Below are 17,350 nucleotides of genomic sequence, written 5' to 3'. Positions count from 1 at the left end.
GTAATGTGCCCTGGTCGCAAAATTTTCTACTGAAAATGCGGATAAACTGCTTCTGTGAATAATTGCTGAATGGCTGGCTGGTTAAGTAGCGATTCATAGTCTTGTCGCACGGGAATATCGTAACTAGCAGTGCGAGGAGCGATCGCAGATAACCAAGTAGTATGCATTGTGAAGCCAAAATCCAGTTGCGGATGGCTCAATTTGCATATCGGGCCAGCCCCTAACTGATCGGCTTGGAAGATCCAAATTTCGTTGTTATTTCCCCCAAATACCGTACAAACGATATAGCCATCTGTAGAACTACCATTGCTCTTCAATCTCGGTACAAACTGGGGTGAACTGATGAAGTAACCTGGGGGCGCATCATAAAAATCTGCCACCTCCATTTTGGTTGTATCTAGCCGGAACAAAGAAGAAGGGCGTGCTTCTTCTCGTTGCAGTAATTCTTTTAGTGGTACAGCCCGGTAGGGATAGTCTTGGTACAAGTTGTAAATAAACTCAGTCAGCAGTTCTGGCCAAAAACCGAGGGATTGCCAATAAATATGATCAATTCGCTTCGGAGGCAATCCAGAAGCCAGCCTATCTTGGTAAGCGTAGAACCCTATACCCCAATGACGGCGAGTATCGTAAATTACTTTGGAATCTCGGATTTGCCCTGTCTCGCCATCTATTTGATAGCGACCCAGACGACCCACATCCATTTGCCCATTAGCCAGCATTCCCCCCAACCACAGAGGCGCAGATTTAGGAGCGTCGAATTTTGAGATATCATACTTGCGAACCCATTCGCCAATATCTGTGGCGCAGAGATGGGCAGTATGCATTGTGATTTGACCGTCGGGGTTTTCGTAGTCGGTCAAAAAATGCACTGTTTCTAAGGGAATTACGGCTGGGCGGACTACCACAGTAGTTACATCTGCCTTGAGGTCAGCCCGACTCACTATGTAAATGGGGGAATTGGGGTGCTGCGATCGCGTCAATAATAGCCGCAGTAGGCGCTCAGTTTCCAAACTATCGGGAATTGGGTTATTCAGGATTTGTTCTGGGCCAATCTTTAGGGAAGTGTCCATCAGCACCACGTAATCTTTGGTAACTGCCAACTGATGGATGCTTTGTTCAATTCGCACCGGGGAACCATCTGGCAGGATCAATTGCCAGTGCTGGAGTTTACCTACACCATCCCATCGCAACAGATAAACAAAATCTGGCATGGCAATTTGCAACCAATGCTCGATCCAGCCAATCAATTTTTGCCAGAAACTTTGAGAAAACTTCGAGAACATTCTCAAGGGAATCTGCAAGGGATTGTTGTCTAAAAGTTGAGCGATCTCACTCAGCAGTTGCTTTAGTTCCTGGGGTAGTTGTTCGAGGTCATAAATGAAACGCGCACTTTCGAGGAAATTAGTCAGCGATCGGCCATAGTTAACTAAGAAAACTTCATTGGTATAACCATCAAAGGTGGGGTGAGACGTACTCAATACAGGGGGAAAAGGATAGGAAAAAGGTAGAAACGCTTTCCACTCAGTGTTACCTCCCACTGGGGTAACAACCTCTAGGCTATTGGTATCAATTTCGTAGGGACGACCAGCATCATAAGTAATCATTAATCGCTCTTGGCTGTCTGTGGCTGTATTAAAGGCGAGAAAGGCAATATCTACCTCATCTCGCAAGCCCAAGGAAGGGGAGAAGCGCAACAAGCCATGATCGCGAAATTGATGAGAGCGATAAGCAGGATTTTTAAAAGTTGCCTGATCTGCATAATAGCAAGGTGTACGTGCCAGTTTCGTCTTGACAGTAACCTGTCCGGCTTGCCAGTCTAAGCGGTAAATCATCCCATCACCGTTAAAAATGTGGGTTCCATTAATATTGGGTAAGCCCCCAGAAGCAACAGTGCCTACAGGTGCAATGATGAACAAATGTCCAGACAAATCTGTCGGTACATCCCCATGAATCACATTCAGTGGTAAATTCGATAGTTCCTCACGACTGGCAGTCATTGCTGCCTCTGGAAATCGGGGTTTGGGAATTTCACGATTCATTTATTTATACCCTGGCATTGCAATCTGATTTGGTGTTTCGCTTCAGGTATAACACTGGTACAGCACGGCGTAAATAAACCACCCATTCCAAATTAACGAAACACTTAGGCTGTATTAATTTTGAATTTTGAATTTTGAATTCCGCCTTGCGGTACTAGGTTTTAATTTAAAGGTTGAGTTTTTGCCTCAAATGTCCCAATATCAACTTTTTCAGGATTTTTAAATCCATCCGTAAATCCCTTAGAATTTAACTGCCTCGGTAAAAATTGATGCTATTTGTTTTCCTGGCTGACAGCTGTCAAGATACATCTGCGCGACTTGATCCCACGGATTTTGCTGCAAGCAATCTTGAAAATACTCGGCTGCTGTTGCAAATTGTTGTTGTTCATAACACGCCAATGCTGAGGCAAATAACTCTAAAGTAGCTGTTTTGCCTGCACTAACTTTTGGGCGATCGGCTGCAAACACTTCATGAACAGTCACAGCATTCATTTTACCCTTCACCTTCACTTGTCCGACTACCCGAATGCCGTAGCGATCGCGATTTTGTAAACGCTCAAAAGTTGGGTTGGTAATTAGGAGTGGGGCGTTGAATATTTTGGTCAATCCTTCGATTCGCGCTGCTAAATTAACTGCATCACTAATCACAGTGCCATCCATGCGATTCAAACCACCGACTGTCCCCAAAATTAGTGAACCAGTATTAATCCCAATGCCGATTTGAATTGGTAAGTAACCTTTGGCTTGGCGTTTTTCGTTGTAGGCTGTTAAGGTTTGCAACATAGCAATTCCCGCTAGAACCGCATCATCGGCATCGCCTGCAAACAAGGCCATGATGGCATCACCAATATATTTGTCGATAAAGCCATTGTTTTCCAAAATGATCGGCTCCATGCGACTGAGATAGGAGTTAATAAATCGGAAATTTTCGGCGGGAGTCATGCTTTCTGAAAGGGTGGTAAAGGCGCGAATGTCGGTAAATAAGACTGACATTTCCCGTTGCACCTGATCACCTAATTGCACATCTATAATGCTTTGCTTATTGAGGAATTGCAGAAATTGGCGAGGGACAAAGCGCTCATAAGCTTTGTTGAGGCTAATTAAATTTTGGTTGAGTGCGGCTAAATCCGTATACAAACGGGCATTTTCAATGGAAATAGCTGCTTGTGCTGAAAGCAGGTTGAGCAACTCCAAGCGATCTGGGGTAAATGCTCCCGTTATCAAGTTATTTTCTAAATACACAATTCCTGCTAACTTTCCTTGGTTAATCAAGGGAGTACACAGAATTGATCGTGGTTGGTATTGGCGAATGTAAGGGTCTTTGATGAATTCCCCAATGCCAACTGCTTCGTAGATCGCATCGTTTAGTACTACATTGGTTTTAGTACGAATGACATAGTTAACGATCGCAGTCGAGAGAGTTTGGCTATCTTCAATACTGAGTGATTCCAACACCCGAATAGTATTCTCACCAACGGTTCCCTGAGCTTCAATCAGAAATTTACCTTTGGTTTGCAACAGCAGAAACCCCCGTTGCGCCCCGGCGTTTTCCATTAAAATCCGCATTAAATTAGATAGAAGTTTATCTAGTTGAATTTCTTCGGAAAGGGTTTGAGAAGCTTTGATCACTGTCACCAAATCCAATGATTCTGAGCGGCTGGTACTCGTGAGGCCGGTCGGGTTGGAAGTAATGGTTGATAAAGTTGATTTAATCGCTTTTTCTCCGGTACGCGTTAAAATTTGAGGATACTTGGCTTCTAAATCTTTCACCTTGGCGATCGCTCCCCACTGCAAATAAAGATAACGAGCTTCTTGCATATAAACTTGGGCGATCTTCAATTTGTTCTCAGCTAGGTAAAACTTGGCAGTCAATTCATTGGCTAGAGCCGCTTCATTAAAATACTGGTGTGATTGGGCTAAGGCGATCGCCTGATCGTAACAAGCGATCGCCTGATTAGATTCTCCATGCACCCGATGCCATTCTGCTTTTACCAGCGCTAATTTATGGGTATAGTTGACAGGAGAAGATTTCGCCCATACTTGCAATTTTTTCTGGTTTGCGGCCACTCGCTGGAGTAACTTTCGACGTTCCGCCGCACTGACAACAGAGGCTAAAGCCAATCGTCCTAAAGAGTCATAAAAGTAGAACCATCCCACAATATATAAAGCCAAAACCGCATCTAAATAAGGGATTGCCAAATCAGCATTTTTGACAGCTGTCGCATAATCTTCAAACCAATAATTCAGCGTGAAATGATGGATATAAACATAAAAAATAGCTGTGCGATAGTTACTCTCGATATGCTGGGGTAACATGGCGGTTGCATCATAGAATTCCCCTACCAACTTACAGGGATTAGCATTTTTACCCTGTAAATTAGCAACTACTTGGCGATAGAGTTGAATGAGAACAAAAATTGGTTTTTTCTTAAACTGCTGAACTGCCTCTGCGTAAATAGCTAAACATTCATCCAATTCACCAAGATTTTGACCAGAAAAATAGCAATGCATTGAGCCTGTATTGGCACAAAAGGCAGCGTATTCAGTATCACCCGTATCGCGCCCAATTTGAAATGCGGCTTGCAGTGAAGGAATAGTATTCTGGAGTGGTTCTTGCCAGTGGCGGACAAAGGAATTAACTACAAATAAAGTTCTAGCTTGCAGGTGCTTGGCATTGAAACGGTCTAACAGTTTCAGGGCTAATTCACCAAATTTATATCCCCCTTGCAGATCCCCAACAACGCCACAGAGAATCAAGCCATAGGTAGCATAAGCAAAAGCTGATTCCGCAGCATTTCCGTATCTAGCCGAGAGTTCCACCTGTTTAAAGACAGTCAAAGGAAAAACGTTAGGGGCTGCTAGGTAGGTCGCTGAGGCAATACTAGCCAGGATGCGAATTGCAGCTAATTTTGTGGGATTGGTAAGTTCTGGTAAGTCGGCTAAGGTGTGTACCGATTTACCTGCCAAAGCGAGTTTAGTTTTTAACAATCCCAGGATAATTTGCGGTTGACCGGGGTTGTTAGCTAAGGGAATGCCCAGAAGTTGCATCACTTGCAGACCGAGTTTAGAAGCTGCCAACAATTGATCGCGGGCGATCGCAGCTTGGATTTTGATGGCATAAACCTGCACCTGATCGATTGTGCTGCGGGTCTTTTGAAGTACTTCTTCTGTGAGTACATCCATGCGCTCAAAGTCCCCACCTAAATAAGCAGCAACGGCTGCGGCTGTGTGCAATGCCAAAGCTAGCTGATACTGCTGCTGCCAACAGTTAGCTGCTAGGCAGTTAATCCCCATTGTCAGATAATCTAAGGCTGACTGATAGGCTGCTGAGGCTTTGGCTTTGTTACCTGCTGTTAAGTTTAACTGAGCTAGTTGCTGTCGCTGTTGAGGGTCTGTAATTAGGACGATGCCAAAATTCAGTTGGTTAACAATGTCAAAAATCTTTTCTTCTTGCTTCTGGGGAGTAATGTTTTGTAATAATAGTTGCCCAACCCGCAAGTGTACTGCCTGTTTTTGCTCGCTGGGAATCAGTGAGTAGGCTGCTTGCTGGACGCGATCGTGCAGGAATTTATAGACTACATCCAAATTTGTCAAGTTTGCTGTTACTTCTCGATCGGCAACTTGTAAGAGTTGGTAGTCATTGCCTTGGGGTAAAATTAGTCCTGTCTGCACGGCTGCCCAGAGTTGGGCGGCTACATCTGGGAGGGATTTTGAACTAGCGATCGCTAAGGTATGCAAATCAAAGGAATTACCAATACAAGCTGCTAATTTTAAAGCTTGTTGGGTGGCATCTGGCAGCTTTTGAATTTTCAGCGCCATCAACTCAACTACGTTATCGGTAATCTGGGCTGCCTGGATTTTTGCTAGTTGCCACTGCCATGCCCGTTGAGTGAAATTAAACTGTAGCAATCCTTCTGAATACAGCGACTTCAAAAACTCATTCATGAAGAAGGGATTGCCATTGGTTTTCTGCTGAAGCAGTTCTGCTAGAGGAGTAACTTCTGCTAAATCGGCATTGTTGAGGGTATCGCTGAGGAGTTGTTGAATTTGAGGCAATGCTAAGGGCCTTAAGGTCAGTTCGTGAATAGCCACTCCTGCTTGTTCTAAAGATGCGATCGTTGTCCGCAGGGGATGGGTTTTATCTACTTCATTATCACGATAAGCACCAATCAGCAACAGATATTGACTATCTACTTGACCGATTAACAACTCAATCAGCTGGAGTGATGCACTATCAGCCCATTGCAGATCATCCAAAAACATTACTAAAGGATGTTCCTTTTGGGTAAAGACCTGAATGAAGTTTTGCAAGACTAAATTAAACCGAGTTTGCGCTTCCTTGGGTGATAGTTCTATAACGGGTGGCTGCTGACCAATAATCAGTTCCACCTCTGCAATCACTTCAACGATCACCTGGCCATTGACACCAAGAGCATCTAATAATTTTTTGCGCCAAGTGGTAATTTCTGCTTCACTTGTAGTTAACAGTTGACGAATTAAAGCTTGAAATGCTTGAATTAAAGAACTGTAGGGAATGTTACGTTGAAACTGGTCAAACTTCCCGGAAATAAAATATCCCCTCTGCTGGGTAATCGGTTTATAAATTTCTTGAACCAGTGCTGATTTGCCAATCCCAGAATAACCTGCAATCAGCATCACTTCGCTCTGTCCATGACTAGCCCGCTCAAAAGCTGCAAGTAAATTTGTCACTTCCGCCTCGCGTCCGTACAGTTTTTGCGGAATTTGAAATTTACCGGAGTGATCTTGCTGTCCTAGTTCAAATAAGGGAATTTGCCCTGTAGCGGTGAAAATTTCCAGGCATTGCTGTAAATCTGTCTGCAAACCAAAAGCACTTTGATAACGCGCTTCGGCGGTTTTTTCCAGCAACTTCATCACAATTTGGGAAAGTGCTGGCGGAATTTGGGGATTGATTTGATCGGGCGGAATCGGTTGTTTGGCAATATGGCTGTGAACTAGTTCCACAGGATCATCGCTAATAAAAGGTAAATGCTGGGTTAACAGTTCGTAGAAAGTGACTCCCAAAGAGTAAAAATCGGTACGATAATCAATTGATCGATTCATCCGTCCTGTTTGTTCAGGAGAAATATAAGCGAGAGTCCCTTCTAAAACATTCAGATTTCGCAAGGTGGGATTTTCCCGCGATAGCAAAGTAGCAATGCCAAAGTCAATTATTTTCGTTTGTTGAGTCGTGGGATTGAGAAGAATATTGGCAGGATTAATGTCTTTATGAATAATCTGTTGCTCATGAATTTCTTCTAAAGCTGCTGCTACTTGTATAGCCAATTGCAAAAAATTCTGTAGCGGTAGAGGCGATTGATAGAGTAACCCCCGCAGGGGTTGTCCACCAAAATCTTCTAAAACTAACACTAAGGTGTTTTGATATTTTTTCAAGTCGTAGGCTTGGATAATTCCAGGGGCTTGAAAGCGGCGCGTGAGATCGTATTCAAGTTTAAACCGAGCGATCGCTTCTGGGGGTGGGTATTCTTGCCGCAGAACTTTCAGTACTACTGGTTGTTGATCTAACTCTCGATATCCCTGATAAACCTGAGAATTGGGGCTTGCGTGCAGTTCTGTCAGGACTTTATACCCTTCGAGTGTGATCATAGATTACTCAAGCGTTTGCTCTATTGTTAGGGTCTATTCAGTATAAATTGTTTCCCTTACAAGTGAACAGAGATTAGCCGAATGCTAATGGGAAGAAATTTACCGCCTCTACTAATGCTTGATTTTGTGACTTAATGCCAATTTCTACACCAGCCATCAAGAAAATTCCCAAAATTGGACATCGGGTTTTGACACGAAAGGAAAAAGTTTTTTAAAAGGCTAGGACTTACGCATTGACACGAAATACAAAATATGTATTTTTTGAAAAACCAAATCTGTATTAGACCTCTTGCAAAAATAAATTATGGTATGATGGGGGTTTTAAAGATTTGCTTTCTATCTTTATCAGACATAGCAAAGAGGTAACAAAAGTTATCTGTATAGATTCTAATGTGGATTTTTTGTAAAATTTATAATCATACCACAAAATAATTATGCAAGAGGTCTATTCCTTAAAATAATTCAATCCAAGTCAGAGATAAAATCAAATAAATGATGCGCCATTTCTAATTTAGAACAAGGTGCAATTTCTACTTTCCGTCCTTGTATATCTAAAAATATCGCTTGATTATTATCACTCCCAAAACCACTATCAGGTTGATCGATGGGATTGGCAACAATAGCATCAAGTTTCTTACTCTGTAACTTTTCTAATGCAGGCTTGACAATATCCCCAGTCTGTGCTGCAAAACCAATTAATATTTGATGCGGCTGTTTATGTTGTGCTAATTGGGCGACTATATCTGGTACTGGTTTCAGGGGTAAAGCTTCGGGGAGCGATCGCTTGGGCAATTTCTCTGTACTATAATCTCGTGGCTTCACATCTGCCACTGCTGCTGACATGACAATTACATCAGCGTTGGGTAAACATTCCAGCATGACGTGCTGCATTTGCTCGGCACTAATGACGGGAATCGCTTGCACTCCTAATGGTACATCCCAATTAGCTGGGCCATGCACCAGGGTGACGTTTGCCCCTCGGTGAAGTGCGGCTTGCGCTAAAGCCAATCCCATTTTACCTGTGGAAGGATTACCAATAAACCTCACCGGGTCAAGAAACTCTCGCGTTCCCCCAGCACTAATTAACACTCGTTTACCGACTAAATCTCGTTTGCCTTGAGTGTGTAACAACGATTGGATGTGAGCTAAAATTTCTGGAGGTTCTGCTAATCTCCCAGCACCGATGCGATCGCACGCTAATAACCCTGATGCTGTACCCATCCCATGATATCGACTATCTATCAATAGCTGTTGCCAATTTCGCTGCACCGTTAGCTGTTCCCACATATCCGTATTCATCGCGGGTGCTAACAGCACTGGACAAGTAGAAGCCAGCACGGTATTTGTGAGTAAATTATCAGCCATCCCATAGGCTAATTTTGCTAATGTATTAGCCGTCAACGGGGCAATTACCATGACATCTGCCCATTCACCTAACTCAATGTGCAACGGACGAGAGTGAGTTGGTTTCCAGAAATCATCATCTGTGTAGGCGGGATGACGAGATAGGCTTGCTAAAGTCAGAGGCGTGATAAATTCTTGCGCCGAACGGGTGAGGATGACTCGCACTTCCACCCCAGTTTTAAACAGCGTCGAAACCAATTCACAGATTTTGTAGGCGGCGATACCGCCACCTACACCAATTAGAACCCTGTTCAATTTTGGATTTTGGATTTTGGATTTTGGATTTAAGGGAGATTGCATTGGTACTTTCGGATTAAGCAAGTGATACATTAACCCTGATAATCTCCGATTTTAGCCAGTTGACCCCAATCTAAAATCTAAAATCTAAAATCTAAAATTGTTACGCTTCATCGTAGGGTTCCAAGTCTAAGAGGTAGATAAAGGGTTCAACTAACTCTGGACGCTGAAATGCGATCGCTCGCAATAGATGCCAATCATTTAAACCTTCAAAAGCATTACTATAATTATCCAGTTCGAGACGTGTAGCCAGCTCTTCTACTTCTGCCACAGTCATGGCAGCAATTTCTTTCTTGGAAATGCTTAGAGTTGTCATAATGCTCGCCCCTCCCTTATGCAGCACTCGCCTTCAGCATGGGTTAAGTTGCGCTGAACGCAGCCTCCCTATATATATTACTCATTAGAGGTGATTGATTTTGTGAAATTTTTAGCATTTATACCAGAATTTATAAAAAATTCGTAATCCTGACTAGCTAATTGTATTCACAATAAAATTCCGTAGCACCTCTAACGTTTGTGGATGTATTTCATGCCCCATGTCAAATTCGTGGTATTCTACCGCCACTCCTAAAGACTTTAGAGTTTCTCGTGTTTTCCAGGCGGCTTGCAGTGGCACAACTTCATCATATCTGCCGTGAGTAATTAAAGTCGGCGGAATCCCACTTTTAGCTGCCGTTACTGCATCAGGATGTAAATACCCACTCATGACAACTAAACCTGCTAGGGGCAATTTTGAGCCGACATCTAAAGTCATTGCCCCGCCTTGAGAAAATCCACTTAAAATGGTACGTGACAAAGGTACGCCAGTGGTACTTTCTAAAGATTCCAAGAAATCTGTTAGCAGTTGCCGACTTTCTGCCAACCCTTCATACATATTCTCCACCCGTAGGTCATACCATGCCCTCCCTACAGGGGAATAGGGATAAGGAAAAGGTGCATCAGGTAATACAAACTGGTAATCAGGTAAGTTGATCAAGGGTAACAAAGATGCTACATCCTCAGCATTAGCTCCCCAACCATGCAAAGTGACAATTAAGCCTGCGGGGGGTTGAGAATTTGCTCTCTTAACGGTGATAGCTTGTAAAGACAGAGGTTTACTCCTAAAATTCTACTCTTCTAGTAGATCCTATCTCTTGAACTAGACTTAGTATTAGGAAGCGGATGCCACTTCAACAGAGACACCCACCTTATTGGTTAAACTTTTTACCAAGGTACTGGTTCACCAAGATGAAAAAAGCCACCACTCGGCCCATCGTCAGGGAGCATCGCTAACTCAACGCCCGTTTTCGCCCCTTCTGCGATATCTATCATTGCGCCTTCACCCCCCAATTCAGTTTTCACCCAACCTGGATGAGCGCTATTAATTTTCACAGGAGTATTGCGTAACTCATGGGCTAAATGGATGGTGAATGCGTTGACTGCTGCCTTAGAAGCATTGTAAGCAAATGGTTTAGAGTCATAAATTGGTGAATTTGGAGTAGCATGAAGTGTCAATGAGCCTTCAATACTAGACATATTGACAATTCGACCACTAGGACTGTTTAAAATTAACGGTAGTAGTACTTGAGTCAGTTCTACCAAACCAAAAAAGTTGGTGTTGAATGTCTGTCGAATAATATTTATTGAAACAGAAGTGGCATTACTGATTAACCAGTCGCCATCTAGAAACACACCTGCATTATTAATCAAGATATCCAGTTTACCAAAAGTGTCACTAATCTCTTGAAAAGCAGACTGAATTTGAGTACTGTCAGTTACGTCAAGAGCGATCGCCACAGCCGAGACTCCTTCATTATGCAAGTTAGTGGCTGCCGTTTTTGCTGCTTCTAAATTTCGGGCTGCGATCAGAATCGTCAATCCGTGTTGTCCCAGTTGACGACTCATCTCCAGTCCTAGACCCTTATTTGCGCCAGTAATCAAGGCTACTTTATTCTTCAGTTCGCTATTTACCACTGTTAGCCACTCCTATTGAATTGGGGATCTACGATGTATTTAAAAACAGTATGCTTAAGCTTTGTTTAAATACTGGGTCAATCCTCTCACGAAGTTGCAGGCAAGAAAACCTAGAAAAAAGGCTAGGTCTTGTTTGTAGCCTACATTAACTATTTGTTATCTGCTTAATCTTCCAGCAGAATGGTGTTCAGAAGATTTAATTCACTGGATGCCATAAAGTAGCGATCGCTAAAAACTGTTTCTAATGATGTCGTCCTGGCACAATGCCTGCCATCTGTAGCAATCTTAATAGAGAAAGGTGATGACCAGATAGTTATTAACGTTATCATTCCTAATGGTCTTGAAGTAAACCAAGGCTTATGCAAAACTTGAGATCCTTTGCTTCACTAAACATCTGAGGAATTGATCAATGGCGCGTCTAGCCCTGCTGAGTGTATCTAACAAAACTGGTTTAATTGACCTAGCCCGTAGCTTGGTTGAAGAATTTGACTTTGATTTAATCAGCAGTGGGGGAACAGCCCAAGCACTCAAAGATGCGGGACTCCCAGTTACCAAAGTTGCAGATTACACAGGTTCTCCAGAAATTTTAGGTGGCCGAGTCAAAACCCTACATCCCCGAATTCACGGCGGAATTTTGGCGCGGCGAGATGTTCCCCAAGATATTACAGATTTAGAAAATAACCAAATTCGCCCGATTGATTTAGTGGTGGTGAATCTTTATCCTTTTGAGGAAACGATCGCTAAACCAGGGGTAACATTAGCTGAAGCTGTTGAACAAATTGATATCGGTGGCCCGGCTATGCTACGGGCATCATCAAAAAACTTCGCCCATCTGGCTGTATTATGCGATCCAACACAGTATGACGAGTATTTGGAGGAATTGCGCCAAAATAACGGCGTGGCATCCCTAGAGTTTCGCCAGAAGGCAGCTTTAAAAGGATTTTTACACACTGCTAGTTATGATCAAGCGATCGCATCTTATCTCGCAGAAGCACAGCAGTACAGCCTTAACGGTACACAATTGCAATCTCTGCGTTACGGCGAAAACCCTCATCAACCCGCCGCCTGGTATCAAACTGGTACTACCCCAACGGGATGGGCAGCCGCCACAAAACTGCAAGGCAAAGAACTTAGTTACAATAACTTAGTTGATTTAGAAGCCGCACGCCGAATTATTACTGAATTCACTGATACCCCCGCAGCAACGATTATCAAACATACAAATCCCTGTGGTACGGCAGTGGGAAGCACTATTTCAGAAGCTTACCAAAAAGCTTTTAATGCTGATTCTACTTCTGCCTTTGGTGGTATTGTCGCACTCAACCGTCCGATTGATGCGGCTACAGCCAGCGAGTTAACCAAAACATTTCTAGAATGCGTGGTAGCACCAAGTTGTGATGCAGAAGCTCAAGAAATCCTTGGCAAAAAATCCAATGTGCGGGTTTTGATTTTACCAGATTTGAGCAGTGGGACTAAGGATACAGTGAAAGCGATCGCAGGTGGTTTCCTTGTCCAAGCTAGCGATGATGTGATTGCTGATACCAGTCAATGGCAAGTAGTCACCGAACGGCAACCCACCGACAGCGAATTAGCCGAATTGTTGTTTGCTTGGAAAGTTTGCAAACACGTTAAATCTAATGCCATTGTTGTCACAAGCGATCGCACTACACTAGGAGTAGGTGCTGGTCAAATGAACCGCGTCGGCTCAGTTAAAATTGCCCTAGAACAAGCTGGAGAAAAAGCCAAAGGTGCAACTCTAGCCAGCGATGGATTCTTCCCCTTTGATGATTCAGTCAGAACAGCCGCAGCAGCAGGAATTACAGCCATTGTCCAACCAGGGGGAAGTTTGCGCGATAAAGATTCTATCATTGCTGCTAACGAACTGGGTTTAGTAATGGTCTTAACTGGTGTACGTCACTTTTTACACTAAATTATTGCTCATCAGGTGTGCAGTTTTGAAAGTGTCATACAATATACTTGCTTTATGATTGAACTAGTGATATTATTTAATCGTGTGTGAGGAGCAAGTTAAAAATAAAGAGCGCCTGGGGTGGAAACACGGCAACACTCCCAAGCGCTTTTTAATTTTTCAGAAATTGGATTGCTTATGCAATTTTAGAAGTGTCACTCAATATACTTGCCATTTGATAGAAGTAGTGATATCGTTTATTTGTGTGTGAGGAGCAAGTTGAGAATAAAAAATGCCTGGGGTGGAAACACGGCAACACTCCCAGGCATTTTTTAATTTACATATAGAAATATAAAAATTGCATTCCTTGTGATACCGTTTCCAAGATATTTGTTGTAAGAATTTAGTAAAATGGTATCAGAAATTAAATTAGCAGTGCAGTTGTGAAAGTGTCACTCAATATACTCGCTTTTTGATTGAAGCAGTGATACTATCTATTTGTGTGAGGAGCAAGTTAAAAATAAAAAGCGTTTGGGGTGGAAACACGGCAACACTCCCAGGCGCTTTTTAATTTGTATGCAGAAAAAAGTCCTTGCAGATTCGCTGGAATGATTGAGATAATTACCTACAGTCCAAAATCCAGTCAACCCCACCCACAATCAAAACTAGAAATTCAGGTGCAGATCAATCGGTTGACTCAACAAATTCAGTTCATCATCGAGATTGATCGACTGAAACAGGTAATGCGCCAAACCCTGCTTATTGATGGGTCACGCCGGGAAAATAGTGCCGAACACTGTGTTTATTTCTGACATTGATTATTTATGACTGTAATTTGATTCGGTGCGTTACGCTGTCGCTAACACACCCTACGTTGCTAAAGTTGTGCCAAAATTTCTTCCCACTCAGATGGGGAAAGAGGTTTTACCTCTATCTGCATCTCAAAACAATCACTAGCTGCGGCAACTAAAGCTGCAATAATCTTTTCCACACTCAGACTTTGAGGCAGTTGTACAGTCGTAAAAGATTCTGCACCAAATACTTGAGCAAACAGTTCAGTATCCGGTTGCAAACGGATGGAACCATGTTGCAAAATTATCCCACCACGTCGCAGTTGAGCGCTACCAATGAGTTTGGCACCATCTGGCAAAACTAAATCTGCACTGGTAGCGGTGCCAAAACAGTTAGGGTTGTGGATGTAACCTCGCCCAGCAGTACCGTAATGTAATTCTACGCCGAGCGATCGCCACCCTTGAATCAAAAACTCACAAATTTTTTCGTAGACCTGGAGGCGACTACCCATGAGTTCAGATGTGACTACAGCGTAAGTTAAATCACCTTGGTGTAGCACCGCCCGTCCACCGCTAGGACGCCGCACTAAATCCAGTTTTTGCCCTTGCCAAGTCAAATTTTGCCAATATTCAGGGTATTGGCGTTGATGATAACCGAGAGAAATGGCAGGTGGCGACCAGGTATAAAAGCGCAGGGTTGGCGGATGCTTTCCAGACTGGTGCTGTTCTAGTAACCAGCGATCAATCGCCATCTGCACATTGCCAGCCGCCTCTAGCAAAGGAATTAGTCGCCACACTTTAGAATTCAAGAGTTAGGAGTTAGGAATTGGGAGTTAGGAGTTTTGAATTAAAAAGTTTATATAATTCACCACTCATAACTCCTAACTGAAGCGAAGCGATTAGTCAAGTCGCACCAAATTCAGATTGTAAAACTTCATCGTTATTATCAGCGATCGTTGCCACAATGGTAATTAGCCGAGACACTTCGCCAGGAGATAACTCCGCTAAGGTGCGTGTTGAGATCACAACCACTCGGTTTTCAATAATACCAAAACGCGCTTCAAAAGTACTAGAGCAATTCAACTCCAACAGATACCGCATCAACTTAGGTTCATCTTTAGCAGGTAAATTTAGCACCGCAGACCAAACCGTTATAGTATCTTCATCGGTTGTCCCGTTGAGTTGGACAAATACTTCCACACTTCCGTACTTAAACTTCCAGAGATAACCACTCTCTGGAGTGTGGCTAACCATCGCACTATCATCTTGTTCCAAAGAGTCGATGACATTTTCAATTACCTCTACATGGTTAATGCTTGTCGTCTCGGCGATTAGCTGATTAACGGATTCGTTACTAGTTAGGGTTTCTTGGTAGCTTGTCATACAGATTTCTTTCTCAACATACTCGCTGTTTTATCTACACATACTTTATAACTTGTGGACGCAGTTAGTTTGAGCTTCCTTTTGCGTCTACTTTCCAAATGCCCAAAGTGTGGGGCTGCGATCGCTAGTGAACTTGCGATCCAAAAGCCTATTTCCAGTTTATTTCAGGTAACTGTGCCACACCAACACCATTTTTATAGACAGTTGCCTATTTCTTTGTAGAGGCAATTTCTGAACCATCTATAAGCTCGACTTTATCCATTTTTTGGCAACGCTCAATCTGACGCTGAAAGCTTTGTGGGACAGTAGTTTTACTTTTTCGATTTCATCGAGAATCAGTGACATAAAAAAAGTTTTTGCCAAAAAGCTAGGGTTTTGCCGTATCAAGGGAACCAAGTTCTTAATTTTGGATAAAGTCGAGATAAGGGTGTACTTATTTACATACAAAGTACTGTATATTATATTTTTTTCTTGTAGAAAATTAGCTACCTACTGGACTATTTTTTTGGATGAAGTAGCAAGTTATATTTGGGACAATATCAAGGGCTGATGGTGAGGCGGCTGACGGTACCGCAACAATTAGCAGTAGCACTATCTAGTAAAACGCTGGAGTTACACCAATCCGCAGAACCAGAGGCGCACAAACTAGCTGGTGTCTTGGGAATGTTTGAGCAAGACAATGGCATTCAGATCGCGCGGCAAATTGAACATTTAGGCAAAGATGGCGACTGAGGATTTGGGAATTGCAACAACAACTCTAAGCCCAAAATGAGCGGTTGCAGCAGGAAATTCCCGATCGCGCCAAAGCAGAAGAGAGTTTGCTAAAGTTTTTCGTTCTAGTCCCAATCCGATCGCGATCGCCACAGTTTCGGAAGCTCGTTTTATTGATGTCAATCCCAGTTTCTTGAAAATGAGCGGATGAAATTGGGCAAAATCTTCATGCGGAAGGCTAAGTGCAACGCCGCAGACTTGCTAATTATGGCAAAAGAATTTTTTCACCTTGGAACTGCTACTTGATTAATTACCGACGCAATTACCGCATCCATTTGTAAACCATCCAACATCGCTTCTGGTTTCAAAATCAAGCGATGACGTAGCAGCGGTGATGCAACTGCTTTAACATCATCTGGCGTTACAAAATCCCTTCCAGCTAACCACGCTAGGGCTTGAGATGTCTGCAACCAAGCACCGGCGGCGCGAGGCGATGCACCCAAAGTTAAATCAGGATATTGACGCGATGTTCTAACCAACGCCAACAAATAATCAACGATCGCTTCTGATACTTTAACTTCTTTGACTGCTTGTCGTGCTTGCAAAATCTCGGCTACAGTTGCTATTGGTTTCAAACGGCTAATATCCAAACGCCGTGCTGCAAAACCCGCCTGACGATTGAGCAACATTTGCTTTTCAGCAGCTTGATCCGGGTAATCTACCACCAGCTTAAATAAAAATCTGTCCAACTGCGCCTCTGGTAAGGGATAAGTCCCCTCAAATTCCAGGGAATTTTGGGTTGCAATCACCCAAAATAAATCTGGTAAGGGCAAACTTTCACCATCCAGCGTTACCTGCATCTCTTCCATCGCTTCCAGTAGCGCCGCTTGTGTCTTGGGAGGAGTCCGGTTGATTTCGTCTGCTAGTAGCACTTCGGTAAATATTGGCCCTTTTTTCAAAGTGAAATTGCGGCTATTCAAGTCAAAAATATTTGTCCCAGTAATATCTGAAGGTAAAACATCTGGTGTTAGTTGAATCCGGCGAAACTCCCCTTCGATTAACTGCGCCAACACTTTTACTAGGAGGGTTTTACCAGTTCCCGGTACTCCTTCCAAAATTACGTGTCCACCCGCTAACAGTGCCACTAAAAGTTGTTGTATTAGGCTAGATTGTCCGACAATTACTTGATTAAGACCTTGACCAAGGCGAATTAAGATAGGATGGGTTTCGCTCATATT

At 43.1% G+C, this 17,350-nt stretch carries 14 protein-coding genes; 4 read left to right on the top strand and 10 right to left on the bottom strand.

Features of this window, described 5'->3' with window-relative positions; translation table 11 throughout:
- Nucleotides 1–26: 26 nt before the first annotated feature.
- The 7 genes from V7K30_RS34045 to V7K30_RS34015 all read right to left on the bottom strand — a co-directional run bounded on the left by V7K30_RS34045 (nucleotide 27) and on the right by V7K30_RS34015 (nucleotide 11,647).
- Nucleotides 27–2,039: a carotenoid oxygenase family protein gene (locus V7K30_RS34045; protein WP_335007013.1), complete on the bottom strand. Its 2,013-nt coding sequence runs from the start codon at nucleotides 2,037–2,039 to the stop codon at nucleotides 27–29.
- A 240-nt stretch (nucleotides 2,040–2,279) separates the two neighbouring features.
- Nucleotides 2,280–7,664: an AAA family ATPase gene (locus V7K30_RS34040; protein ID WP_335007011.1), complete on the bottom strand. Its 5,385-nt coding sequence runs from the start codon at nucleotides 7,662–7,664 to the stop codon at nucleotides 2,280–2,282.
- Between the two features lie 462 nt (nucleotides 7,665–8,126).
- Nucleotides 8,127–9,368, bottom strand: a complete 1,242-nt coding sequence (gene coaBC, locus V7K30_RS34035; RefSeq protein WP_335007009.1) for a bifunctional phosphopantothenoylcysteine decarboxylase/phosphopantothenate--cysteine ligase CoaBC — start codon at nucleotides 9,366–9,368, stop codon at nucleotides 8,127–8,129.
- A gap of 100 nt (nucleotides 9,369–9,468) precedes the next feature.
- Nucleotides 9,469–9,681: a protein IsiD gene (isiD, locus tag V7K30_RS34030; protein WP_335007007.1), complete on the bottom strand. Its 213-nt coding sequence runs from the start codon at nucleotides 9,679–9,681 to the stop codon at nucleotides 9,469–9,471.
- 153 nt (nucleotides 9,682–9,834) lie between these two features.
- On the bottom strand, nucleotides 9,835–10,440 hold the full coding sequence (locus V7K30_RS34025; RefSeq protein ID WP_442941135.1) for an alpha/beta hydrolase: 606 nt from the start codon (nucleotides 10,438–10,440) through the stop codon (nucleotides 9,835–9,837).
- Between the two features lie 128 nt (nucleotides 10,441–10,568).
- A complete protein-coding gene (locus V7K30_RS34020) occupies nucleotides 10,569–11,318 on the bottom strand; it encodes an SDR family oxidoreductase (RefSeq protein WP_335007006.1) in 750 nt (249 codons plus the stop codon).
- A 164-nt stretch (nucleotides 11,319–11,482) separates the two neighbouring features.
- The gene (locus tag V7K30_RS34015; RefSeq protein ID WP_335007004.1) at nucleotides 11,483–11,647 is read right to left on the bottom strand and encodes a hypothetical protein; all 165 of its coding nucleotides are present in this window, start codon (nucleotides 11,645–11,647) and stop codon (nucleotides 11,483–11,485) included.
- Nucleotides 11,648–11,727: 80 nt separating this feature from the next.
- Here V7K30_RS34015 and purH point away from each other — a divergent pair, with 80 nt between their 5' ends.
- Together purH and V7K30_RS34005 are read left to right on the top strand one after the other, a co-directional pair.
- Nucleotides 11,728–13,248, top strand: a complete 1,521-nt coding sequence (gene purH, locus V7K30_RS34010; RefSeq protein ID WP_335007002.1) for a bifunctional phosphoribosylaminoimidazolecarboxamide formyltransferase/IMP cyclohydrolase — start codon at nucleotides 11,728–11,730, stop codon at nucleotides 13,246–13,248.
- Between the two features lie 587 nt (nucleotides 13,249–13,835).
- Nucleotides 13,836–14,039: a hypothetical protein gene (locus tag V7K30_RS34005; protein WP_335007001.1), complete on the top strand. Its 204-nt coding sequence runs from the start codon at nucleotides 13,836–13,838 to the stop codon at nucleotides 14,037–14,039.
- 65 nt (nucleotides 14,040–14,104) lie between these two features.
- Here the strand turns inward: V7K30_RS34005 and V7K30_RS34000 are convergent, their stop codons facing one another.
- Together V7K30_RS34000 and V7K30_RS33995 are read right to left on the bottom strand one after the other, a co-directional pair.
- A complete protein-coding gene (locus V7K30_RS34000; protein ID WP_335007047.1) occupies nucleotides 14,105–14,770 on the bottom strand; it encodes a lipoate--protein ligase family protein in 666 nt (221 codons plus the stop codon).
- 151 nt (nucleotides 14,771–14,921) lie between these two features.
- Nucleotides 14,922–15,401 carry a YbjN domain-containing protein gene (locus V7K30_RS33995; RefSeq protein WP_335006999.1) on the bottom strand — a complete coding sequence of 160 codons (480 nt, stop codon included), beginning with the start codon at nucleotides 15,399–15,401 and terminating at the stop codon, nucleotides 14,922–14,924.
- Nucleotides 15,402–15,929: 528 nt separating this feature from the next.
- On the opposite strand from V7K30_RS33995, the gene V7K30_RS33990 reads away from it, so the two are divergent.
- Together V7K30_RS33990 and V7K30_RS33985 are read left to right on the top strand one after the other, a co-directional pair.
- Complete coding sequence (locus V7K30_RS33990) at nucleotides 15,930–16,133, top strand: hypothetical protein (RefSeq protein WP_335006997.1); 204 nt, start codon at nucleotides 15,930–15,932, stop codon at nucleotides 16,131–16,133.
- A 124-nt stretch (nucleotides 16,134–16,257) separates the two neighbouring features.
- Nucleotides 16,258–16,323: a hypothetical protein gene (locus V7K30_RS33985; protein ID WP_335007045.1), complete on the top strand. Its 66-nt coding sequence runs from the start codon at nucleotides 16,258–16,260 to the stop codon at nucleotides 16,321–16,323.
- Nucleotides 16,324–16,396: 73 nt separating this feature from the next.
- Here the strand turns inward: V7K30_RS33985 and V7K30_RS33980 are convergent, their stop codons facing one another.
- A complete protein-coding gene (locus tag V7K30_RS33980) occupies nucleotides 16,397–17,347 on the bottom strand; it encodes an AAA family ATPase (RefSeq protein ID WP_335006995.1) in 951 nt (316 codons plus the stop codon).
- Between the last annotated feature and the right edge of the window lie 3 nt (nucleotides 17,348–17,350).

This window comes from Nostoc sp. (assembly GCF_036917655.1).
In the GTDB taxonomy this organism is placed as follows: domain Bacteria; phylum Cyanobacteriota; class Cyanobacteriia; order Cyanobacteriales; family Nostocaceae; genus Nostoc.
The sequence above is the reverse complement of the archived record's forward strand: the minus strand, read 5'-3'. Positions and strand labels throughout refer to the sequence as shown.

Excerpts from the sequence above, each read along its gene's own strand:
- V7K30_RS34045 (WP_335007013.1), bottom strand. The coding sequence starts at position 2,039 with ATGAATCGTGAAATTCCCAAACCCCGATTTCCAGAGGCAGCAATGACT.
- V7K30_RS34040 (WP_335007011.1), bottom strand. The coding sequence starts at position 7,664 with ATGATCACACTCGAAGGGTATAAAGTCCTGACAGAACTGCACGCAAGC.
- coaBC (WP_335007009.1), bottom strand. The coding sequence starts at position 9,368 with ATGCAATCTCCCTTAAATCCAAAATCCAAAATCCAAAATCCAAAATTG.
- isiD (WP_335007007.1), bottom strand. The coding sequence starts at position 9,681 with ATGACAACTCTAAGCATTTCCAAGAAAGAAATTGCTGCCATGACTGTG.
- V7K30_RS34015 (WP_335007004.1), bottom strand. The coding sequence starts at position 11,647 with ATGATAACGTTAATAACTATCTGGTCATCACCTTTCTCTATTAAGATT.
- purH (WP_335007002.1), top strand. The coding sequence starts at position 11,728 with ATGGCGCGTCTAGCCCTGCTGAGTGTATCTAACAAAACTGGTTTAATT.
- V7K30_RS34005 (WP_335007001.1), top strand. The coding sequence starts at position 13,836 with ATGATTGAGATAATTACCTACAGTCCAAAATCCAGTCAACCCCACCCA.
- V7K30_RS34000 (WP_335007047.1), bottom strand. The coding sequence starts at position 14,770 with ATGGCGATTGATCGCTGGTTACTAGAACAGCACCAGTCTGGAAAGCAT.
- V7K30_RS33995 (WP_335006999.1), bottom strand. The coding sequence starts at position 15,401 with ATGACAAGCTACCAAGAAACCCTAACTAGTAACGAATCCGTTAATCAG.
- V7K30_RS33980 (WP_335006995.1), bottom strand. The coding sequence starts at position 17,347 with ATGAGCGAAACCCATCCTATCTTAATTCGCCTTGGTCAAGGTCTTAAT.